The following is a 22,956-nucleotide window of genomic DNA, read 5'->3' as shown; positions in this document are numbered from 1 at the left end:
ACCGCGTTGATCCTCGATGTCTCGGCGGATCTTGTCGAGTTCGCGCCCGAGCGCCTCGACGTCGGCCGCGCTCAAATGTGCGTAGACGGCGACTTCTGTGATTGCCATGGTTCATTTCCTCGAGTTCAGGGTGCTGTGCCATGGACGGACCGATGAGAAGTTGCCCGGCGCCGACGCCGAATGCGTCGAGGATCTGGTCAGCGCTTGAATACGCTTCTCAGCTTGTGCTCGACTCGCCCGAAGCCGCCACGGGCCCGATACCCGGGCCCTTCTGACGGACCACGGGTGCTGGTACTGCCGAGAAGTTTCTCCAGGCGTGCCTTCGCCACCTGGAGCTGGTACGCGAGCTTGTTCTCGGTCATCGGATAATCCCGTCCCCGGATGCGCGGTAGGCCGAAATCGGCCGACAGTTCGACGCATTAGCCGGTTATTACCCCAGCTTAGGCGCACATACAACGTCTGTCTACAGTGTAGGATTACATCGTGGACTTCACACTGAACTCTCAGGAAGGGCGCCGATGAACGACACGAGGACGGGGTCACCGGGCGGCCCGGACCCGCCGACGGTTCGTCCCGCCGACGACCACGCCCACAGCAGCCCGCTCACCCGCGCCGCGATACTGGCCGCCGCGCTCGAGATCATCGACCGCGACAGCATCGACCGGCTATCGATGCGGCGCCTCGGCGAAGCGCTCGGCCGCGACCCGATGGTGCTCTACCGACACGCGGCCAACAAAGCCGCGCTCCTCGACGGAGTGACCGAGATCGTGCTCGGGCAGCTCACCGTCGACAGTGCCGATCCCGATTGGCGTCACCAACTGCGCGTTATCGCGCGTGAGTTCCGGCGGCTGGCCGTTGCCCACCCGAATGTAGTTCCGCTGCTGGTCACCCGCCCGCTGGCGACCCCGCTCGGGCTGCGGCCTCTGGGCACCCTGCGACCACTGGAACACATCCTGGAACTGCTCACTCGAGCCGATTTCAGCAGCACCGACGCCCTGCACATCTACCGCGCCCTGTTCGGATTCCTCTACGGGCATGTGCTCAACGAACTGCAGGAGATCATCGAGCGCCCCGAGGAACCCACCGACTTGCTGCGGCTCGGGCTGCAGCGCCTACCGCTCGGTGAATTCCCGCTGCTGCGCGGCCTCGCACCGGAATTGGCCGCCTACGACGGCGTCACCGAACTCGAACGTGGCCTCGACATTCTGCTGGCCGGGCTCACCACCACCATCACCCCGGCCGCCTGACAGACGAAGTCGCCGAGCGACGCCGAAGTGCTTGCCGCAGAGCAGCGGCGGTGGAATTTCGAAGGCGGAGCGGCAGTCCGCCGAGATCACGACTGAGCAGGGTTGCCGCCCGGGCCGGGAAGTGTCGCGGTGAGTCCGGCCAGCAGGATGTCGAGCCCGCGTTCGAGTTCGGCGGCGCCGTCGTAGGAGGCGAGAATCGGTGCGAGCCCGCGCACCAACGGAAACTCGCCGATCGGCAGTCGATACAACCCGAGCCGCAGTAGTTCATCGGTTTCCTCCGGGCTTTCCACGATCTCCTGCAGCTCGTTGAGCACATGACCGTAGAGGAATCCGAACAGCGCCCGGTAGATGTGCAGGGCATCGACGTCGGAGAAGCCCGCGCGCGTGAGCAGCGCGAGCATGTCCTCCAGCGGTCGCACCACCGCCGTGGGCCGCTGCCCCAGCGGAGTGGCCAGCGGTCGGGTCACCAACAGCGGCACCGCTTTCGGATGCGCCAGTGCCAGCCGCCGGAAATCGCGGGCGACCGCACGTATCTGCGCAACCCAGTCGGCGGCGGAGGGATCGACCGAAAGCTGGGCGGAGACGACCTCGGCGACACCGTCTAGGATCGCGGCCTTATTCGGTACATGCCGGTAGAGCACCATCGGATCCCGGCCCACCGCATCGGCCAGCCGCCGCATCGACAGGCCGTCGACCCCATCGCGGTCGACGATCTCGAGCGCCGCGGCCAGCACCGCGTCCCGGGTCACGGGGCTGTCTCTGCGGCCGGCGGCCGAACGCTCGGTCCTGGATCGGGAGGGCTTGCGGTTGATCGGCGGTTCGGCCATCGCGGACGGCACTCCGTTCCTCGGAAACGTCGACAGAATTCCGACTAGTGTAGACCTACATCGTTGACACATGGGGACGCAAGGCGTCTACTGGAAGTAGCCGACAAAATCCGAGGAAGCGCCGATTCGAATTCGCCGCCGAACAGGAGTATCCGCATGGCGCCACTATCGATTCCCCGCCGATCCGCCCGACATCCGGTTCCGCCCGACTACACACCCCGATTGCGGCTGAAGCCGAAAGCCGACCGCGAGGGATACCTCGACGGCGCATGGTGGCCCCGATCCGGCAAACTCACCGCCGAACTGCCGGATCTGTTGGCGGTCTTGGCGGTTCGGCTGGGGCCCATCCAGCGCGTCGTCTACGACCGCGCAAGCTGGTCACGTGTTCCCCGGCAACTGACCGTCGGCAACCGCGCAATACAACTCGACGCCTACCAATTCGAGCTGGGCAACACCATGTACGTCTACGGCAGCAACGGCCGCATGATCGTGCTGCGCGTCATCGCATCGACCACCGACCACGACATCGCGCACTCCACCCTGATGGCCGTGGTTGCCCGAGAACCAGCGACCGTCCCTCCCGCTTAGGCAGCAGGCCGGACCAACGATCCACTCGAGTGGCGGCCCGCCGGACGTTGATTCCGGAGAAATCGTCGGTGTCAGTCGATGACAACCGTCTCGGCGACGGACGCGAGCACCAGCTCGCGGTGCGCCTCGCTGTAGCCGACCTCGGTCGGGTGACTCGCTCCGATTGTGGTCTCCGCAGGGAATTCGTCGACACGATCTTCTACAAAGCGTTCCCACTCCAACCGATCGGTGAACTCGTCGTAGTAGAGCTTCGCGACCACTCGCACCATCTCTCCCCTCGGGTACTCCCATGGGTCGGACAGTGCATCGACATCCGTTTGCCGACCGAGGTCGATCCTGAACGAATGTATCTGCCTACCGGCATCGATCTGCAGAACCTCACCGCCCACCACCGTTCCCCAGACGACGTCACCACGATCTCCGGCTCCGACACGGGCCTGCACACACGCGACCAGCAGCCGGCCGGGCGTGCCCGGCGGACAACGATAGGTACCGGTTATCCGGACCGGGTAGGGGGTGACCAATCTTGTCCGCGGGGTAACGGTGACCTCCGCAGGCCCCGCAATACCAGTGGCCGAACCGAGAAGACCTTCGGACACGGAATCTCCTCACACGAGATACAAGTTGCGCGGCAAGCACTTTCAGCTCATCCCGCCACACCATAGACACAGGAGATCCACCGACACCGTCGCGTTCACGAAAGCAGGGATGGGGGTGGCGGCCCGGCGAGTCGAACAGCCACTACGCATGAAGGATGCGCGGTCGACCTTCCGTTTCTCGGTGGCCAACTGATAGTAGAAGCGGATTTTGCGTTGTAGCCAGGAACAATGCGCTCCGGGGAATCTGCAAGCAAGGACGGCTCATGCCCGTTCGTTGTGTAGACGCTGTACGTGCCCCCGGCAGGATTCGAACCTGCGACACCCGCTTTAGGAGAGCGGTGCTCTATCCCCTGAGCTACGAGGGCGTGCCCGGGGTCGCGCGGGCGCGAGGTGGTTCCGGGCTCGGGCGGAGTTTACCTGGTTCGGGGGCGATCGGCCGCATCAGGCCGTGGCGGTGGTTTCGGTGTAGTCGGTGGGGTTGAAGCGGCGGGTCTTCCAGCGGAACAGGACCGTGGCGCCGGGCCAGTTGTTGGTGATGCGGCCGGAGGCGTTGCGGTACCAGCTGGAGCAGAAGTTCCAGGGAGTGTCCTTCAGGCGGTTCTGCAGCCAGTCGTCCCACGCCTGCTCCACGGCGGGGCGGGCGGAGACGAAGGTGCCGGGGCGGCCGGACAGGTAGTGCACCACCTGGCGGATGTAGCGGGCCTGGGATTCGAGCATGTAGATGATCGAGCCGGAACCGAGGTTGGTGTTGGGGCCGTACATCATGAACAGGTTCGGGAAGCCCGGGACCGACATGCCCAGGTAGGCGCGGGCGCCCTCCGGAGCCCATTCGTCGGAGAGTTTGCGCCCGCCCAGGCCGTAGATATTCATCGGAGCCAGGAATTCGGTGCCCTTGAAGCCGGTGCCGTAGACGATGACGTCCACCTCGTGGTCGACGCCGTCGCGGGTGCGGATGCCGGTCGGGGTGATCGCCTCGATGGCGGCGGTCTCCACCGTGACATTCGGCTGTGCCAGGGCGGGGAAGTAGTCGTTGGAGAACAGCCCGCGCTTACAGCCCGCGGCGTAGTCGGGGGTGAGCTTGCGGCGCAGTTCCGCATCGGGCACCTGCCGGGTGCGATGACGGTTGGCGAGGGCGATCACCGGGTGCTTGATGGCCGGGATATCGGTCAGCGCCAGCGCCAGCACCTCGAAGGTGGCCCAGATAGCGAAGCGTTCGGCCCAGCGGCTGGGCGGGAAGTATTTGAACAGCGCGTGATGGGTTGGGCTGTACTCGGTGTCGAACCTGGGCAGCACCCACGCCGCCGAACGCTGGAACAGCGTCAGCTGGGCGACCTTCGGCTGAATCTCCGGAATGTATTGGATCGCACTGGCTCCCGTGCCGATGCAGGCCACTCGCTTCCCGGTGAGATCGACGCTGTGATCCCATTCGGCGGAGTGGAACGACGGTCCGGCGAAGGTATCGATCCCTGCGATATTCGGCAGGGCCGGACGCGACAGCTGCCCCACCGCCGGCACCAGGATGTCGGCGGTGAGGGTGGCGCCGTCGGCGGTGCGTACCTGCCAAATACCTTGGCGCTCATCGAATTCGGCGTCGGTCACCTCGGTGCGGAAGCGAATCTTGCGAGGCAGGCCGTACTTGTCGGCCACCGTTCGCATGTACTCGTGGATGTCGCGCTGTTGCGAAAACCGCCGTGGCCAATCGGATTTCGGTTCGAACGACCACGAGTACAGCGGCGAGGGCACATCAACGGCGGCGCCCGGATAGGTGTTCTCCCGCCAGACGCCGCCGAGATCGTCGGCCTTCTCCAGGATCGTGAAGCTATCGATACCGGCGCGCTGCAACTCCAGCGCCAGCCCGAGGCCCGCGAACCCGGCGCCGATGATGAGGATGGACGGCGTGCGACTCATATACCGAGAGTATGGCCCCCGACCTCGGAATAATGAGAGATCAGGGGACAATCAATCAACATTTCCGGCCATTCCTACCCCGCGAGGTGGCGGGCGATCACCAGGCGCTGGATCTGATTGGTGCCCTCGAAGATCTGCATGACCTTGGCCTCGCGCATATAGCGCTCGACCGGGAAGTCCTGGGTGTAGCCGTAGCCGCCGAACACCTGCACCGCGTCGGTGGTCACCTTCATCGCGGCATCGGTGGCGACCAGCTTGGCCACGCTGGCCTGGCGCGAATAGGGCAGACCGGCGTCGCGGCGGCGCGCGGCGTCGAGATAGGTGGCCCGCGCGGTGTCGACGGCGGCGGCCATATCCGCCAGCACGAAGCCGAGACCCTGATGGTCGATGATGCGGCGGCCGAACGCCTCCCGCTCCTTCGCATAGGCGACCGCATCGTCGAGGGCGCGCTGCGCCAGCCCGGTCGCCACCGCGGCGATGCCGAGCCGTCCGGAGTCCAGGGCGCTGAACGCGATCGACAGTCCCTGTCCCGGTTCGCCGATCAGTCGCTCCGCGGGCAGGAACGCGTCGTCGTAGGCCGCCGTCGTGGTCGGCACCGCCCGCAGGCCCATCTTCTCCTCGGGCCTGCCGAACGACAGCCCGGCGGTGCCGGCGGGCACCAGGAAACAGGAGATCCCGCGGGAACCTTCTCCGGTCCGGGCGAACAGCGTGTAGTAATCGGCCTTCCCGCCGTTGGTGATCCACGCCTTCGACCCGGTGATCCGGTAGCCGCCGTCGGCCTCGACCGCCCGGCAGCGCAGCGCGGCCGCATCGGATCCGGCATGCGGCTCGGACAGGCTGTAGGCGCCGATCACGTTGCCGCTCAGCATCTCCGGCAACCACCGCCGCTTCTGCTCGTCGGTGCCGAAGACGAAGACGGGGTGACACGACAGACTGTGCACGCTGACGGCCACCGCGACCGCCGCCCAGCGGCTCGCCAACTCCTCCAGGACCTGCAGATAGACCTCGTAGGGCTGTCCGCCGCCGCCGAACTCCTCCGGATACGGCAGGCTCAGCAGCCCCGCGGCGCCCAACGTCCGGAACGCCTCGTCCGGATACCGCTGCTGCTTCTCGTACTCGACGACGGTCGGCTCGAGCACCTTGTCGGCGATCTCGCGCGTCAACTCGATCAGATCCCGGGCCTCCGGGGTGGGCAGCATGCGTTCGACGGGCATGGTCGTCCTTCCAGCGGTTGGTTCTCCCCTCGCACTCTAGGTGTCCCGGCGCCTTCGTTGCTTTGCCTCGGCGTGCCCTGTCGCCGACTGGACAACAGTACTACGCATCCCTAATCTTTCTTTCTAATGTTCTGCTCCAAATAGCCTGTCTCGGTGCGGTTTTGGGGCTCTCGGTGCTGCCGCAGGGGGTGTCGCCGCGAGCGGGATGCCGTGCCGAGCGGTCTGCCGACCGTTTGCTGTGCGTCGGGTGGTGACGGTTGGCAGTGGCGACTGCGCGCGACGAGGGTGGGGCTCGTCGCGCGCAGCCGCCCTCTGTAGGGGGTACCAGGGGTAACGGATTCGGCTATCCTCGCGGCATGTGTGACCCGGTTCACTGGTGAAGGAGTAGCGGTTCAGATGTGGAGCACGATGCAGGACGAGCAGCTGTCGCTGGCGACGCTGCTGCGGTACGCGGCGACATTTCAGGGTGACAGCACGGTGTCCACATGGACGGGTACGGGCGTGCGCACCATGACCTACCGGGAACTGGGCGCCCAGTCCGCGCGGCTGGCGAATGCGCTGCGGGGGCTGGGGATCGGCACGGGGGATCGGGTCGGCACCTTCATGTGGAACAACAACGAGCACATGGTCGTCTATGCGGCCGTGCCGGCCATGGGTGCGGTGCTGCACGCGCTCAATATCCGGTTGTTCCCGGAGCAGGTGATCTACGTGGCCAATCACGCCGAGGATCAGGTGGTGATCGTCGACGGCTCGCTGCTGCCGATGTTCGCCCAGTACCTGCCGAACCTGAAAACCGTGCGCCACGTGATCGTCGCCAACGGCAATGCCGCGGATCTGCAGGCGCCCGCCGGTATCGAAGTGCACTCCTTCACCGAACTGCTTGCGGCCCAATCGGATACCTTCGACTTCCCGGTCCTCGACGAGCGCTCCGCCGCCGGTATGTGCTACACCTCCGGCACCACCGGCGACCCCAAAGGTGTTGTCTACTCCCATCGTTCGAACTGGCTGCATGCGATGCAGGTGGTCGCGCCCAACGGTATGGGGTTCAGCGAACGCGACACCGTGCTGGCGATCGTGCCGCTGTTCCACGCCAATGCCTGGGGCATTCCGTATGCGGCGATGATGTCGGGCGCGAATCTGCTGATGCCCGACCGCTTTCTGCAGCCGGGGCCGCTGCTCGAGATGATGGGCGTGGTCAAGCCGACCTTCGCCGCGGCGGTGCCGACCATCTGGGGTGGGGTACTCGCCGGCCTGGAGGCGAAGCCGCAGGACATCTCGCATCTGGACAGGGTGGTGGTCGGCGGTTCCGCCGTGCCGCCCGCGATGATGCGCGCCTTCCAGGAAAAGCACGGTGTGCGGCTGCTGCACGCGTGGGGTATGACCGAGACCTCGCCGCTGGGCAGCGTGGCGCATCCGCCCGAAGGCGTGACCGGCGAGGAGGAATGGGCCTACCGCTACACCCAGGGCCGCTTCCCGGCGTCCGTGCAGGCGCGGCTGGTCGCCGACGACGGCAGTGTCGTGCCCAACGACGGCGAATCCCTCGGTGAGGTCGAGGTGAAAGGGCCGTGGATCGCCGCGTCGTACTACTCGCCCGAGGGTGCGGTGGTGGATGCGGAGAAGTTCCACGACGGCTGGCTGCGCACCGGCGATGTCGGCAAGATCAGCCCGAACGGCTTCCTCACCCTGGTGGACCGCTCCAAGGACGTGATCAAGTCGGGCGGCGAATGGATCTCGTCGGTCGATCTGGAGAACGCGATCATGGGACATCCGTCGGTCGCGGAGGCCTCGGTGATCGGTGTGCCGGACGAGAAATGGGACGAGCGGCCGCTGGTGGCGGTCGTGCTCAAGGAGGGCGTGGCCGTCGAGCCTGCCGACCTGCGCACCTTCCTGACAGACAAGTTCGCCAAGTGGCAACTGCCCGAGCACTGGACGTTCGTCGACGAGATCCCCAAGACCAGCGTCGGCAAATTCGACAAGAAGCGGCTGCGGGCCCGGTATGCGGACGGGGAACTGAAGGTCGTGACGTTGTAGGTGCTATTGACGCCACGTCAACAGGGTGTCGTACCCTGAAGCCCCGGCCTCGGGGCCGGGGCGACCTGGTGTACGGAAGGATGATCATGGCCGAGACGAACAGCGACGCTCCCGCATACGTGGATATCGTGAACAGCGCAATAGAGTTCACCATTCCGGTCGCGCACAAAATGGGGGTGCGGGCGCTCGAGGTGCGTCGCGGCTACGCCGCATTCACGGTGCCGATCGAGGGCAACGGCAACCACTTCGGCGTCATGTACGCCGGTGTGCTGTTCACCGTCGCCGAGGTGCTCGGCGGCGCCATCCCGATGGCCACCTTCGATATGGCCAAGTACTTCCCCTTGGTCAAGGACCTGCAGATCACCTTCCGCAAACCGGCGAAAACCGATGTGCGCTCCGAGGCTTCGCTGTCGGAGGAAGACATCACCAGGGTCACCGCCGAGGCCGACGCCGACGGGAAGGCCGATTTCACGCTGAATGCGACCGTCACCGATGCCGAAGGGGTCGTGGTGGCGGAAACCCGAGGGCTGTATCAGCTACGCACGCACGCTACGTAACCCCATGCAACGGAGTTCGGCTATGACCACGACACTGCTCCGCAACCTCGGCGTGCGGGCCCGGACCGAACTCGAATCGCTGCGCCTGTGCGTGGGCAGCGGTCTGGTCGGCCTCGAATCGCCGTGGCCGTTGCTGTCGGCGGGCAGCGCCCTGCTGCGATACGGGGCTTTGCCTGCGATGCTGCGGCTTTCGGCGGGCCGCTACGGTGATCGTCCTGCTCTCATCGATGAGCTCGGCACGCTGAGTTACCGCGAACTCGACGACCGCTCCAACCGGCTGGCCAACGAATGGCGCAAGCGCGGGCTGCGTTCCGGTGAGGGCGTGGCGATCCTGGCCCGCAACCATCGCGGGTTGCTGGACGCGCTGTTCGCCGCCGCCAAGTGCGGTGCTCGAATCATCCTGCTCAACACCGATTTCGCGGGTCCGCAGCTGCGCGAGGTGGCGCTGCGCGAGGGTGCGGATCTGCTGGTCTACGACGAGGAGTACGAGCCGCGCCTCGGCGATCTCAGTCCACGCCGCGGCGCCTACCGGGCGTGGACCGATTCCGCGCACACCAGCAGCCTCGAATCCCTCATTGCCGCAGGCTCGTCGGCGCCACCGCCGGCACCCGGCACCGGTGCCAAGATCATCCTGCTCACCAGCGGAACCACCGGAACGCCGAAGGGTGCGCCACGACCGGAGCCGCGCTCGCTGGAACCGGTGGGCGCGTTGCTGAGTCGGGTGCCCTTCCGCACACGCGAGGTCACCGAATGTCCGGCGCCGCTGTTCCACACGCTCGGTTTCGCCATGGCGCTGTTGGCCATCGGCTTCGGATGCACGCTGGTGATCCGCCGCCGCTTCGATGCCCAGCGGGTGATCGACAGCATGGCCCACCACCACGCCACCACCCTGATCGCGGTGCCGGTGATGTTGGCGCGCATGGCCGAACTCGGCCCGCAGGCATTGACCGGGCGCGACTTGTCCTCGCTGCGCGTCATTTTCGTCGGGGGATCGCGACTGGGCGCCGATCTGTGCCGCCGCGTGACGGCGTTGTTCGGTCCGGTGGTCTACAACGTCTACGGGTCCACCGAAGTCGCCTACGCCACCGTGGCCACGCCCGCCGATCTGGCCGAGGAGCCCGGTTGTGTCGGCCGCCCGGTGCTCGGGGCGGTCGTGAAGGTCCTCGACGACAACGGAAACGAGGTGCCGCACGGTGTCACCGGCCGCATCTTCGTCGGCAATGTCATTCAATTCGAGGGATACACCGGGGGCGGCGGTAAGGAACGCATCCGGGGCCTGATGTCCTCGGGGGATCTCGGCCATTTCGACACGGCCGGTCGGCTTTTCATCGACGGCCGCGACGACGACATGATCGTTTCCGGCGGCGAGAACGTCTTTCCCGGTGAGGTCGAGGAACTTCTCAACGCGCACGGCGGGATTCGAGAGGCCGCGGTCATCGGTGTGCCGGACGAGGAATTCGGCGCCCGCCTCGAGGCATTCGTCGTGCGCGAAGATCCCGGGCTCACCGAAGAGGCCGTCACATCCCATGTCAAGGCCCATCTGGCCCGCTACAAGGTCCCCCGCCGCGTGGTCTTCCTCGCCGAACTGCCCCGAAACCCCACCGGCAAGGTCCTCGCCCGCCTACTCCGCGAGCTGTAGCCCACCCGCCGCCTGGGCCGTTGCTGTCCTTTTGCGCACCCATGGATATCCGAAAATTCCGTTCGGGAAATAGGCCGCTCGGAAGTGCTGTAAGAGAAGCGATTTTCTGACCTTCGGCCTGGCGATTTAGGGGTTTCGTCGGAATGTCCGACTTTCCTGTGGAAGCGCCGCATGCCCGGTGTTCGCTGGACTATCCTGGTGCGGCAGTAAACAGAAGGATTCACCATGTCGGACAGCAGCGGCCGGACCGCATCCCGATTACCGACCAAAATCGATACCTCGGTGGCGCACGAGGCCCGGGTCTACGATTATTGGCTCGGTGGCCGGGACAACTATCCGGCCGATCGCGCGCTCGGCGACGCCATCGCCACTCACATACCCGCCATCCGCGACATGGCCCGCGCCAACCGCGCCTTCCTCGGCCGCGCGGTGCGCTACGTCATCGGCGAACTGGGCATCACCCAGTTCCTGGACATCGGGACCGGCATTCCGACGGCGGGCAATACCCACGAGGTCGCGCAGGAGATGGATCCCACCGCCCGCATCGTCTACGTGGACAACGATCCGATCGTGCTGGCGCACGCCCGAGCCCTGATGGGAAGCACGCCGGAGGGCAAGACCTCGTTCATCCACGCCGATCTGCACGACACCGACGCGATCCTGGCCGACCCGGTCCTCACCGACACCCTGGATCTGGAGCGCCCGGTCGCCCTGATGCTGGTCGCGGTGATGATGTACTTCCGCGACGAGGACGACCCGCACGGCATCGTGGCACGACTGCTGAGCGCGCTACCCTCCGGCAGCTGCCTCGTAATGACCCACCCCACAGCGGATTTCGATCCGAAGGCCATGAAGAATGTGGTGATGGCCTCGGAGCAGGCCGGTATCACCTTCTACCCGCGCAGCCGTGCCGAAACCGAAACCCTGTTCGCCGGAACCGAAATCGTCGACCCCGGCGTGGTCCCCGTGGTCACCTGGCGCCCCGACCTCGACGCCGACGCCGACCACAACCGCCCGGTGGACCCCAGATCCGCGTGGTACTGGGCAGGCGTCGGCCGCAAGCCCTGACCCGCACAGCGAAACCGGCGCGGACGGAAGGGGATCGCCCGCGCCGGTTCCCTACTGAACTGGCCGAAAATCAGCAGTTGCGTAGCTCCGGGCTCTGGTTCAGCAGCTGAGCGCGGGTGGAGATGAAGCGGGAGTAGGTGTCGCCGCCCACGGCCGCCAGCGGGAAGGCCGCCACCCGATGGCAGTTCTGGAAGGCGAGCTTGATCCCGAAATGCCGCTCCAGGCCACCGCGGATCGCGTCGGAAGCCATGGCACGCAGCAGCTGGCCGCGCGCCACCTCATCCGGCGGAGGAATCTGGTTGTCCGCGAACTCGGCCGTGCCGGAACGCAAATCGGCTGCCACCCGGCTCACCACTTCGTAGGCATACGGCAGCGACGTACGGACGCATTCGACGAACTCGGCGTCGCTGACCTCACCGCGTTCGGCCCGCTCGAGTAGGGCGGTTGGGACGTCCAGTGACATGGCGCTCTCCTCCTGGGATGGCGGATGGTGTCACCCGATTCTAAACGAAAAACGTTGTCAACAAGACTGGATCGGGTACGAAAGTGCCAACTGCAGAGCCGATTTCGTATCCGCTGACAGGTTGCGCACCAGCTCCGCGGCGGGCAGCTCGGCGGCGAGTGTGTGGGTCTGACCAGCCCAGAGGTTCACCGCGTCGGCGTTGCCCGCCGCGCGGGCATCCTTGCGCAACGGGCTGGTGGCGTAATGGATTTCGGGATACGCCGCAGGCGCGTCGGGATGATCGAGGATGAACTGGTTGCGCAGACCGCGGGCCCGGCGACCACTGAAGGCGCGGGTCAACATCGTCGGGGTGTCGATCGGCAGCGCGTCCCGATGCACGCTCGCGGTGCCCGCCTCGGGGCAGCGCAGGAAGGCGGTGCCCAACTGGGCGGCTCGCGCACCGGCGGCCAGCACCGCGGCAATGCCTGCGCCCGTGGCGATTCCACCGCTGGCCACGATCGGGCGATCGACCGCCGCGGCGAGCAACTGCACCAGCGCGAGGAGCGTCAGCGGGTCGGCGGCATCGTCGTCCGGGCGGTCCACGAAGGTGCCGCGGTGTCCACCGGCCTCGGAGCCCTGGGCCACCAGCACATCCGCACCGGTCTCGACCGCCGCCCGCGCCTCGGCCACCGAGGTGACCGTCACCCACACCTCCGAACCCGCCGCGTGCAGCCGCGCCACCTCGGCGGCCGACGGGCAGCCGAAGGTGCACGACACCACCGGTACCGGGTCGGCGGTGAGCAGGTCCAGCTTGGCATTCCAGTCGTCGTCGTCGAATCGTGCGTCACCCAGCGGGTATTGGCGGCCCACCTGCTCGAGATAGGCGGCGAACCGCTCGGGTGGCGTCGGGGTGCCGGGGGCGAAGAGGTTCACGCCGAACGGCGCCTCGGTCAGCTTGCGGAGCCGGGCTATGCGGTCGGCGCTGTCGGTGGCGCCGAGGTAGCCGGTGGCGAGGAAGCCGAGCCCGCCCGCCTCCGATACCGCCGCCGCGAGTTCGGGAGTGGACGGTCCGCCGGCCATCGGCGCCAGCACGATCGGGGTTCGCAACTCGTCGAGGATCACGGTCCCAGTGTGGCCCTCCCGGCGGCCGTGCGTCGCGTGTGATCCCGGTCTCGAGCAGCGCTTTTTGTGCGGAAGGTTGCGGAAAGGTCACGACGGAGTACAGTTTCCGTCACAACAGATGCCGAATCGTTACCGAACGCAGGTTTCGGTCCGGCAGCCACACCGTTGATCGACGCTAGGACGAGCCTTGCCGCAGCACCGTGAGACCTCCGCTTCCGTATCAGTCTGGGATCTGCTCGGAGATGGTGTGACCGGTCGTCCGACCCGGCACCGTGCCGAGCCGCGCACCGGCGACCGCGTGAAACTGGCGGCCAGCGCCGCCGTTGCCGCCGGTGCCCTGATCGGCACCGCCTCCCAACTCGCCCACGCCGCCCCGCTGCTGGCCAACGGCAACGACGGCGGCCAGGCCGATCCGATCACCCTCGAGGTGGCGTCGGAGCCGATCAAGGAGGCCAAGCAGGCCGAGCCGGAACCGATCGCCGCCGTGGAGACCCCGGCCGCCGCGCCGGTGGCCGAGCCGGTCGCCGCGCCCGCCCCCGCGCCGTTCGGTCTGCAGAATCTGCCGCCGGAGGTCGCCGGTCCGCTGGCGCAGGCCGAGCAGGTGATCAAGGGCCTGCAGCAGCAGGTCGCACCCGCCCCGGCCGTCCGGCCGGTGGCCGGTGTCGTCAGCTCGGGATACGGCGCCCGGTGGGGTGCCTTCCACTCCGGTGTCGACTTCGCCGACGCCCTCGGCGCTCCCATTCATTCCGTGCAGAACGGCACCGTGATCGATGCGGGCCCGGCCTCCGGCTTCGGACTGTGGGTGCGGGTGAAGCATGACGATGGCACCACGGCGGTCTACGGCCACGTCAACGACATCCTCAGCCATGTGGGTCAGCGCGTGAACGCCGGTGACGTGATCGCCACCGTCGGCAACCGCGGCGACTCCACCGGCCCCCATCTGCATCTGGAGATCTGGGATCCCAACGATGCCAAGATCGATCCGGCTCGTTACCTGGCCAGCAAGGGCGTGCTCCTGTCGCAGCAGTGGGGTCCGGGAGTCTAGATCCGATGGCCGGCAGCCGCGCTCACGCGGACAGCGGTCGCGGGGGTTGGTGGTTTGACGGGCTTGCACGAACTGTTCGATTCCGATTCCCTGCCCGGGCGCGTCTACGCGGCCCTGGTGCAGCACCCCAGATCCGGCCTCACCGAACTGGCCGGATATCTGGAGTGCTCACCGGCGGCCCTGGAGGGGGCCCTGGATCTGCTGTGCGAGTTACAGGCGGCGGTACGTATCGATAGCAACGGCATCACGGTGTGGGACGCCCACGCCCCGGAAGCCCTGTCGGAGGCCGAAAGCCGCCGTCGGCAGGCCGAGACCGCGCGCATGCATGCGGCGGCGGCGCGGCTGGGCGAGACGTTCCGGTCGGTGCGCCGCTCGGTGCGGGGCGACGGCACCATCGTGCCGATGTACGAGACCCGCGAGATCATCGCGGAATTCGAGGATCTGCAGCGCAATGCCCGCAAGAGCATCAAGGCTGTCGAACGCGCGCCCTACATCTGCGACGAGGAACGGGCCGAGCGGCTGTTCGAATTGAAGTCGGCGCGCATCGATGCCGGTGTGCGCTATCAGCTGCTCTATCAGGACACCATCTATCACGATGCCGATCGGTTGCGGCACGCGCTGGCGGTGACCTCCGCCGGGGCGCAGGCCCGCACCCTGCCCGACCCGCCGGTGAAGGTGATCATCGCCGATGGTGAGCGGGCCTGCCTGATGCTGCATCACGACGAGCGCCGCGGTGACCCGATGGGCCTGCGCATCGGCCCCTCGCCCACGCTGGATCTGCTGATCCGCACCTTCGACGTGCTGTGGTCGCTGTCCGCGCCGATCTCGGTCAACCCGGCCGAGCCGCTGGACGAGCGCGACCGCGCCATCCTCACCCTGATGGGCCTGGGCGCCACCGACGACACCATCGCCCGCCGCCTGGGCATGTCCCGCCGCACCGTGGTGCGCCGCACCGCCAGCCTGCTCGAACGGTTGGGGGCTAGTACCCGATTCCAAGCAGGTGTGCAGGCAATTCGCCGCGGCTGGCTGTAGCCCGGCCCCGCCCCATGTGACGGAGCCCAAAGAATTCGGGTATCGGCGCAACGCTCGGGCACCCTTCTACCGATGAGTAGTAGGAGTTCCGGGGCAGCACCGTCGCGCCCCTTGCCCCTATATGATTGCTCGGACCGTGCGTGGGGGCGTCGAGATCGTTCGACCGTGCGGACCTGATGAAGCGAGAGGTGAAAGCACTCGAATGGATACTGCCCGCCGTTCCGCTCGTGGAAGTCGTCGCCGCCGGTCGGGCAGCCCGCTCTTCGGACAGCTGCTCACCGCCGCCGTGGAATCCGCAGCCGAGTCGGTGGCGATCCGGTTCAATCCGACCGGTGACCCCTCCGATGCGCGCGAACTCACCTATCGGGAGCTGGACGAGGCCTCGTCGCGGCTGGCCCGGGAGCTGATCGAGCGCGGGATCGGCGCCGGAGACGTGGTCGCCATCGGCATCACCCGCTCGATCGAGTCGGTGCTGTCGGTGTGGGCGATCGCCAAGACCGGCGCCGCCTACGTGCCGGTCGATCCGACCTATCCGCCGGAGCGGATCGCGCACATCGTCTCCGATTCCGGTGCGGTCCTGGGCCTGACCACCTCCGCGCACCGCCCGGCACTGGGCACCGGCGTGTACTGGCTGGAATTGGACGATCCGGTGGTGCGCGACCGAGTGGCGAAGCGCCCGTCGCACCCGATCTCCTACACCGACCGGGTGCGTCCGCTCACCGAACAGCATCCGGCCTACGTCATCTACACCTCCGGCTCCACCGGCCGCCCCAAGGGCGTCGTGGTCACCCACACGGGGCTGGGTGGTTTGGTGGCCGCCGAACGTGAGCACTACGGGGTGGGCGAGGACTCGCGTGTGCTGCACGTGTGCTCGCCGAATTTCGACGTCTCGGTGCTCGAACTGCTGCTGACGTTCTCCTCGGGCGCGACGCTGGTGGTGTCGCCCTCGGATGTCTTCGGCGGATTCGAACTGGCGGATCTGCTCGAGCGCGAGCAGGTCACCCACATGCTGATCACGCCGGGCGCACTGGAGTCGGTGGATCCGACCGGCCTGGACGATCTCGAGGTTGTGGTCGTCGCCGGTGACAAATTCGGTCCGGAACTGGTGAGCCGCTGGGCGCGAGACGAGCGGCTGTTCTACAACGGCTACGGCCCCACCGAGGCAACCATTCTCGCCACCTCCAGCGCACCGCTGCTGCCGGGCGAGCCGATCACCATCGGCAGCCCGATCGCGGGAGTCGGTGCGTTCGTGCTGGATTCGCGGCTGCGTCCGGTACCCGCCGGGGTGATCGGTGAGCTGTATCTGTCCGGACCCGCGCTGGCGCAGGGCTATCTGGGACGTCCCGGTCTGACCGCGGAACGGTTCGTGGCCAGCCCCTTCGGCGCCGATACCGGAAATCCGGGATCGCGACTATATCGCACCGGAGATCTGGTGCGGCGCAACGAATCCGACGGCACCATCGAATATCTGGGCCGCTCGGACTTCCAGGTGAAGATCCGGGGCTTCCGCATCGAACTGGGCGAGATCGACAACGCGCTGACCACCCATCCGGACATCGACTACGCCGCGACCATCGGCCGCACCCTGCCGTCGGGGGCGACGGCGCTGGTGTCCTACGTACTGCCCCGGCTCGGCACCACCGTCGACACCGGCGAATTGGTGAACTTCCTGTCGGAAACGCTGCCCGCGTACATGATTCCCGCGTCGATCATGGTGCTCGACGAGATCCCGCTGACCCCCGTGGGCAAGCTGGACCGGGCGCGGCTGCCCCAACCCACCTTCGCGGCACGGGAATTCCGGGCCCCCTCCACTCCAGTGGAGGAGATCGTCGCCGACGTGTTCGCCGCGCTGCTCGTCCCCGGCACCGAGGACAATCCGGGCCGGGTGGGCGTCGACGACGACTTCTTCGAACTCGGCGGCAACTCGCTGCTGGCCGCCCAGGCCGCGGCCCGCATCGGGTCGGCACTGGATGTCCGCGTCCCGGTGCAGCTGCTGTTCGAGGCCTCCACCGTGGCGGCGCTGGCCGAACGGGTGGAGCGCCACGCCGGGTCGGCGGCCGGGCAGCAGCTGCGGCCGATGCCGCGCCCCGAGCGCATCCCGCTGTCCTACGCGCAGCAGCGCATGTGGTTCCTCAACCGCTTCGATCCGGCCAGTGCCGTCAACAACATTCCGGTCGCGGTCCGCTTGACCGGCCGCCTCGAGGTGGACGCGCTGCGCGCTGCGGTGCGCGATCTGGTGGAGCGCCACGAGGTGCTGCGCACGCTCTACCCCGAACTCGACGGCGAGGGCTACCAGCTGGTGCTGGCCGGCTCGGATCCCCGTGCGGTGCCGGAGATTCCGGTGGTCGAGGCGAACGAGGCCGAGGTCGTGCGCCTGGTGGCCGAGACCGTCACCACCGGCTTCGACGTGACGGTCGCGCCGCCGGTGCGGCTGCGGGTGATCCGGCTCGCCGAGACCGAGCACGTGCTGGTGTGCGTGGTGCACCACATCGCCGGCGACGGCTTCTCGATGGGGCCGCTGACCCGCGACCTGATGACCGCCTACTTGGATCGGGTGCGCGGCGGCCAGCCCGAATGGACACCGCTCGAGGTGCAGTACGCCGACTACGCGCTGTGGCAGCGGGAGGCCCTCGGCGACGAGGACGATCCGGAATCGCTACTGGCCCAGCAGATCGCGTTCTGGCGCCGGGAATTGGCCGCGCTGCCCGAACAATTGGATCTGCCCGCCGATCGCCCGCGCCCGGCCGCCTCCTCCTACCACGGTGCGACGCTGGGCTTCGAGATCGACGCCGGTGTGCACGCGGCCCTGAACCGCCATGCGCATCAGAATAATTCGACACTGTTCATGGTCGTGCACGCGGCCTTGGCGGTGCTGCTGGCACGGTTGTCGGGGACCCGCGACATAGCCGTCGGCACCCCGGTGGCCGGTCGTGGCGACGCCGCGCTGGACGATCTGATCGGCATGTTCGTCAACACGCTGGTGCTGCGCACCGATGTGGACCCGGCCACCCGCTTCGACGCCTTGCTGCAGGCGGTGCGCCACACCGACGTCGAGGCCTTCGGGCATGCGGATGTGCCGTTCGAGCGGCTGGTGGAGTTGCTGGACCCGGTGCGCTCGGCCGCCCGCCATCCGCTGTTCCAGGTGATGCTGACCTTCCAGAATCTGGCGCAGACCCATCTGGAGCTGCCCGGCCTCGCGGTGTCCGGGGTGGATATGGCGGTCCCGCTGGCCAAATTCGATCTGCAGCTGGCGCTGGTGGAGCGCATCGACGAACACGGTGTGCCGCGGGGCATGTCGGCAGCGTTCACCTACGCCACCGACCTGTTCGACGAGGCGACCGTGCAGGACTTCGCCGACCGTTTCCGGCGCATCCTCGAGGCGGTGGCCGCCGACCCGGCTGCCGTCGTCGGTGACATCGACGTGCTGGCGCCCGGCGAGCGCGACCTGGTGCTGCACGAATGGAATACGCCCGGTGTGGGCGTCCCGCCGGTCACGCTGGTGGATCTCGTTGCCGCGCAGGCGCGTCGGCGTCCGGATGCGGTGGCGATCCGCTTCGGCGACACCACCCTCACCTTCGGCGAGCTGCAGCGGCGGGCCAACCGGGTGGCGCGTGCGCTGATCGCGCAGGGTGCCGGGCCGGAAACCCTGGTGGCCGTGGCGGTTCCGCGCACCGAGGAGCTACCCGTCGCGCTGCTCGGCGTGCTGGTAGCCGGCGCCGGATATCTGCCGATCGACACCACCTATCCGCAGCAGCGGCTCGAGTTCATGCTCTCCGACGCCGCGCCCACCTGCGTGCTCACCACCGCCGAGGCGCGGGAGTCCCTGCCCGCCACCGACATTCCGGTGGTGCTGTTGGAGGAGTCCGGCAACTTCGCCGATGCCCCGGTCGAGGACGCGGATCGGATCGCGCCGCTGCGACCGCGGAATCTGGCCTACGTCATCTACACCTCCGGCTCCACCGGCCTGCCCAAGGGCGTCGGCGTCTCGCATCGCAACGTCCTGGAGCTGTTCGCGAACACCCAGCTGCTGTTCGAATTCGACGAGACCGACGTGTGGACGCTGTTCCACTCGTTCGCCTTCGACTTCTCGGTGTGGGAGCTGTGGTGCGCGCTGGCCAACGGCGGCGCGGTCGTGGTGGTCGACTATCTGACCTCGCGGTCGCCGGAACTGTTCCGTGAGTTGCTGATTCGCGAACAGGTGACCGTGCTCAACCAGACGCCCTCGGCGTTCTATCAGCTGGCCGAGGCCGATCGCGCCGCGCACGCGGACGAGGGCAAGTTCGCGCTGCGCTACGTCGTCTTCGGCGGTGAGGCCCTGGATCTGCGGCAGCTGCAGCGCTGGTACGAGCGGCACGCCTCGAATGCGCCGCAGCTGGTGAACATGTACGGCATCACGGAAACGACGGTGCACGTGTCGTTCCTGGCGCTGGACGAGCGGCTGGCCGACAGCCCGGCCAGCGTCATCGGCCGCGCGTTGCCGGGGCTCGAGACCTATGTCCTCGACGACCGGCTGCATCCGGCGCCGGTGGGCGTGGCCGGGGAGATGTACGTCGCGGGTGAGCAGCTGTCGCGGGGATACCTGGGCCGCCCGGGCCTGACCGCCACTCGCTTCGTGGCCAATCCCTTCGGCGCACCCGGTTCGCGCATGTACCGCACGGGCGATATCGGCCGCTGGGCCGGATTCAACGGCGAGGCCGCGCTCGAATATGCCGGACGCAGCGACCAGCAGGTGCAGTTGCGCGGCTTCCGCATCGAACTCGGCGAGATCGAGGCGGCACTGCTGCAGTGCCCGGGGGTCAGCCAGGCCGTGGTGGTCGTGCGCGCCGACGAGCACGCCGGTGACCGGCTGGTGGGCTACGTCGTCGCCGAGAGCGGCGCGCAGCTGGACCCGGCCGTCCTGCGCGAGCAGGTCGGCGAATTCCTCACCGGTTACATGGTTCCCGACGCGATCATGGTGCTGGAGGTGCTGCCGCTCACCCCGAACGGCAAGCTCGACCGCAAGGCGCTGCCCGCACCGGAGTTCGTGAGCTCCGCGGCGTTCCGCGCCCCCGGCACCCCCATCGAACAGGCCGTGGCCGACGTGTTCGGCGGCTTGCTCGGTGTCGGCGAGGTCGGTCTGGACGACGACTTCTTCGCGCTGGGCGGCAATTCGCTGCTGGCCACCCGCGCGGTGGCCCGCATCAACGAGGCGCTCGACGCCGGTGTCGCGGTGCGCGAGCTGTTCGAGGCCTCGACGGTCGGCGCGCTCGCGGCCCGCATCGTGCCGGGCGCCGCCGCGGGAGCGGTCCGCCCGCGGCTGGGGCCCGCGCCGCGCATCGACCGCGTGCCGCTGTCGCTGGCACAGCAGCGCATGTGGGTCATCAACCAGCTCGACCCCGAATCTCCCTCGTACAACATCCCGTTGGCCATCCGGCTCACCGGCGCGCTCGACGTCGACGCGTTGCGGCAGGCGGTCGCCGACGTGGTGGAGCGGCACGAGGTGCTGCGCACCCGCTATCCGGCCAGCGGTCCGGGCGGTCTGCCGTATCAGGAGATCCTGTCGGCCGCCGAGGCCCTGCCCGGTGGCCTGCCGGTGGAGACCACCATCGATCCGATCGGGCGTATCACCGAGCTGATGTCCATCGGATTCGATGTGACACAGCAGGTCCCGGTGCGCGCGCTGCTGTTGGACGCCGGGCAGGAGTACCTGCTCGCCTTGGTGCTGCACCACATCGCGGGCGACGGCGCCTCGATGGCACCGCTGGCGCGAGATCTGGTGACCGCCTATGTCGCCCGCAGCCAGGGCGGCGAACCCGGTTGGGCGCCCCTGGAAGTGCAGTACGCCGACTTCGCGATCTGGCAACGCACCGTCATCGGCGGCGACGACGAGGAGAATTCGGTCGCGGCACGGCAATTGGGCTACTGGCGCGACCAGCTCGCCGGATTGTCCACGACGCCGGTGCTGGCGCCGGACCGCCCGCGCCCGGCCGTGCCGTCGATGCGCGGCGGTTCCGTCGGCTTCCTGGTTCCGGCCGCGGTGCACGAGGGACTGCTTCGCATTGCGCGCGAACACAATTCGTCGCTGTTCATGGTCGTGCACGCGGCGCTGGCGGTGCTGCTGGCCCGGCAGTCGGGCAGTGCGGATATCGCCATCGGCACCCCGATCGCGGGCCGTGGCGAACGCGCCCTCGATGACCTGGTCGGCATGTTCGTCAATACCCTCGCCCTGCGCACCGGTGTCAGCACCTCCGACACCTTCGATGCGCTGGTCGAAAAGGCCAGGGAGACCGACCTTTCCGCATTCGCCAACTCCGATATCCCGTTCGAGCGGGTCGCCGAGGTGGTTGCGCCCGGCCGGTCGGGGACGCAGAGCCTGTTCCAGGTCGTGCTGTCGTTCCAGAACACCGAGCAGCCGAACCTCGAACTGCCGGGGCTGACGATCTCGGCGCTGGACACCGATGCGGTGGCGGCCAAATTCGATCTGCAGGTGACCGTGGAACCGCGCCACGACGCCGATGGCTCGCCGGCCGAGCTGATCACCGTCCTGACCTATGCGACGGATCTGTTCGACGAGTCGACCGTGCAGGCACTGGGGCGCCGCTTCGAACGAATCCTGGCCGCCGTGGCCGCCGATCCGCAGCTGCCGGTCGGCACGATCGATCTGCTCGACGAGCAGGAGCGCCGGGTGGAGCCCGAACGCGCGGAGCCGGTCGAGACCACCGGCACGACCGTCGGCACCGCGCTGGCGCAGGCGCTGGCCGCGGCCGTCGAGGACGATCCCGACGGTCCCGCGCTGGCTTTCGGCGAGGATGCGGTCTCCTACCAGGAGCTCGACGCCCGTTCGTCGCGGCTGGCGCGGGTGCTCATCGGCCGCGGCTGCGGGCCGGGGGTGGGCGTGGCCGTGCGGCTCGATCGGGGTATCGAGGCCGCCGTCGCGACCTGGGCCGTGCTGAAGGCCGGTGCCGCAGTTGTTCCGGTGGCCGAGGGTGCGAAACTGCCTGCGGCGCTGGAGATCAAGGTCGGCGTGGCGATCTCGGGTACCCGGCCGGGTGGTGAGCCGGGCGGTATCGATTGGCTGATTCTCGATGACCCGAACGTGATCGCCGAGATCGCCGGGGAATCGGCGCGGCCGGTGACCTATGCGAACCGGACGCGAGCGCTGCGCGGTGCCGATCCGGCCTTCGCTGCCGCGGACCGGACGCTCGGCTACGACGCGCTGGCAGCCGCGGTGGACCGGTTGCGGTCGCGCACCGAGCTGACCTTCGAGTCGCGGACCTTCCGTCAGGGGCGTGCCGACGCGGTGGCGGGCGTCCTCGAGGTGGTCGCGGCGGGTGCCGCGGGTGCTGCTCTGGTGTTGCCGGAGGAGGCGACCAGCGCGGGGCTGGCCGATGAGTGGGTGACGCATCTGTTCACCGACCGGGATGGGCTCGCGGGCTTGGATCCGGAACCGCTCGAGGATCTGCGGGCGGTGGTGATCGAACAGGGAGCGATTCCGTCCCCGAACTTCGGTGCCGCCGACGTTGTTCTGACTGTGGACGAATTGCTGCCCGGCGATAGCCAACGGCTCTGAAAACTTCGTGACCCCGATCTCTGGGGCGTGCATAACCAGCAGGGATGCGGTATTGGCCCGAGCAAGGCAAGATTGCGGAGGTTCTACT

The 22,956-nt window shown here is 67.8% G+C and carries 16 protein-coding genes and 1 tRNA gene; 9 read left to right on the top strand and 8 right to left on the bottom strand.

What is annotated here, in order from left to right; genetic code table 11:
* Positions 1–197: 197 nt before the first annotated feature.
* A complete protein-coding gene (locus IU452_RS03890; protein WP_195107431.1) occupies positions 198–362 on the bottom strand; it encodes a hypothetical protein in 165 nt (54 codons plus the stop codon).
* A 156-nt stretch (positions 363–518) separates the two neighbouring features.
* Here IU452_RS03890 and IU452_RS03885 point away from each other — a divergent pair, with 156 nt between their 5' ends.
* The gene (locus IU452_RS03885) at positions 519–1,247 is read left to right on the top strand and encodes a TetR/AcrR family transcriptional regulator C-terminal domain-containing protein (protein WP_195107430.1); all 729 of its coding nucleotides are present in this window, start codon (positions 519–521) and stop codon (positions 1,245–1,247) included.
* An 86-nt stretch (positions 1,248–1,333) separates the two neighbouring features.
* On the opposite strand, the gene IU452_RS03880 is transcribed toward IU452_RS03885, so the two are convergent.
* Entirely contained in the window at positions 1,334–2,074 is a 741-nt protein-coding gene (locus tag IU452_RS03880) for a TetR/AcrR family transcriptional regulator C-terminal domain-containing protein (protein WP_195107429.1), read from the bottom strand.
* A 156-nt stretch (positions 2,075–2,230) separates the two neighbouring features.
* Here IU452_RS03880 and IU452_RS03875 point away from each other — a divergent pair, with 156 nt between their 5' ends.
* A complete protein-coding gene (locus IU452_RS03875; protein WP_195107428.1) occupies positions 2,231–2,662 on the top strand; it encodes a DUF5994 family protein in 432 nt (143 codons plus the stop codon).
* Between the two features lie 71 nt (positions 2,663–2,733).
* Here IU452_RS03875 and IU452_RS03870 read toward each other — a convergent pair whose 3' ends face one another.
* The 4 genes from IU452_RS03870 to IU452_RS03855 form a co-directional block, all read right to left on the bottom strand.
* Positions 2,734–3,261, bottom strand: a complete 528-nt coding sequence (locus IU452_RS03870; protein ID WP_195107427.1) for a hypothetical protein — start codon at positions 3,259–3,261, stop codon at positions 2,734–2,736.
* A 292-nt stretch (positions 3,262–3,553) separates the two neighbouring features.
* Positions 3,554–3,626: transfer RNA gene (locus tag IU452_RS03865), tRNA-Arg, on the bottom strand.
* Positions 3,627–3,702: 76 nt separating this feature from the next.
* Positions 3,703–5,169, bottom strand: coding sequence for a flavin-containing monooxygenase (locus tag IU452_RS03860; protein ID WP_195107426.1), 1,467 nt, complete (start codon positions 5,167–5,169; stop codon positions 3,703–3,705).
* 74 nt (positions 5,170–5,243) lie between these two features.
* A complete protein-coding gene (locus IU452_RS03855; RefSeq protein ID WP_195107425.1) occupies positions 5,244–6,383 on the bottom strand; it encodes an acyl-CoA dehydrogenase family protein in 1,140 nt (379 codons plus the stop codon).
* Between the two features lie 396 nt (positions 6,384–6,779).
* On the opposite strand from IU452_RS03855, the gene IU452_RS03850 reads away from it, so the two are divergent.
* The 4 genes from IU452_RS03850 to IU452_RS03835 all read left to right on the top strand — a co-directional run bounded on the left by IU452_RS03850 (position 6,780) and on the right by IU452_RS03835 (position 11,678).
* A complete protein-coding gene (locus tag IU452_RS03850) occupies positions 6,780–8,414 on the top strand; it encodes a long-chain fatty acid--CoA ligase (RefSeq protein ID WP_195107424.1) in 1,635 nt (544 codons plus the stop codon).
* Between the two features lie 86 nt (positions 8,415–8,500).
* Positions 8,501–8,971, top strand: a complete 471-nt coding sequence (locus IU452_RS03845) for a PaaI family thioesterase (RefSeq protein ID WP_195107423.1) — start codon at positions 8,501–8,503, stop codon at positions 8,969–8,971.
* A 22-nt stretch (positions 8,972–8,993) separates the two neighbouring features.
* The gene (locus IU452_RS03840; protein WP_228816310.1) at positions 8,994–10,610 is read left to right on the top strand and encodes an acyl-CoA synthetase; all 1,617 of its coding nucleotides are present in this window, start codon (positions 8,994–8,996) and stop codon (positions 10,608–10,610) included.
* A 225-nt stretch (positions 10,611–10,835) separates the two neighbouring features.
* Positions 10,836–11,678, top strand: coding sequence for an SAM-dependent methyltransferase (locus IU452_RS03835; protein ID WP_195107421.1), 843 nt, complete (start codon positions 10,836–10,838; stop codon positions 11,676–11,678).
* A 70-nt stretch (positions 11,679–11,748) separates the two neighbouring features.
* Here IU452_RS03835 and IU452_RS03830 read toward each other — a convergent pair whose 3' ends face one another.
* Positions 11,749–12,141 carry an SCO5389 family protein gene (locus IU452_RS03830; protein ID WP_195107420.1) on the bottom strand — a complete coding sequence of 131 codons (393 nt, stop codon included), beginning with the start codon at positions 12,139–12,141 and terminating at the stop codon, positions 11,749–11,751.
* A 57-nt stretch (positions 12,142–12,198) separates the two neighbouring features.
* Positions 12,199–13,242, bottom strand: coding sequence for a nitronate monooxygenase (locus IU452_RS03825; RefSeq protein WP_195107419.1), 1,044 nt, complete (start codon positions 13,240–13,242; stop codon positions 12,199–12,201).
* A 247-nt stretch (positions 13,243–13,489) separates the two neighbouring features.
* Here IU452_RS03825 and IU452_RS03820 point away from each other — a divergent pair, with 247 nt between their 5' ends.
* The 3 genes from IU452_RS03820 to IU452_RS03810 all read left to right on the top strand — a co-directional run bounded on the left by IU452_RS03820 (position 13,490) and on the right by IU452_RS03810 (position 22,868).
* Positions 13,490–14,287: a M23 family metallopeptidase gene (locus IU452_RS03820; protein ID WP_324192421.1), complete on the top strand. Its 798-nt coding sequence runs from the start codon at positions 13,490–13,492 to the stop codon at positions 14,285–14,287.
* A 54-nt stretch (positions 14,288–14,341) separates the two neighbouring features.
* The gene (locus IU452_RS03815) at positions 14,342–15,319 is read left to right on the top strand and encodes a helix-turn-helix transcriptional regulator (RefSeq protein WP_195107417.1); all 978 of its coding nucleotides are present in this window, start codon (positions 14,342–14,344) and stop codon (positions 15,317–15,319) included.
* Positions 15,320–15,521: 202 nt separating this feature from the next.
* Positions 15,522–22,868 carry a non-ribosomal peptide synthetase gene (locus IU452_RS03810; protein ID WP_195107416.1) on the top strand — a complete coding sequence of 2,449 codons (7,347 nt, stop codon included), beginning with the start codon at positions 15,522–15,524 and terminating at the stop codon, positions 22,866–22,868.
* Positions 22,869–22,956 lie beyond the last annotated feature (88 nt).

Origin of the sequence: Nocardia transvalensis (assembly GCF_015477765.1) — a bacterium.
GTDB lineage: Bacteria > Actinomycetota > Actinomycetes > Mycobacteriales > Mycobacteriaceae > Nocardia > Nocardia transvalensis_A.
This window is presented reverse-complemented; position numbering and strand designations above follow the sequence as displayed.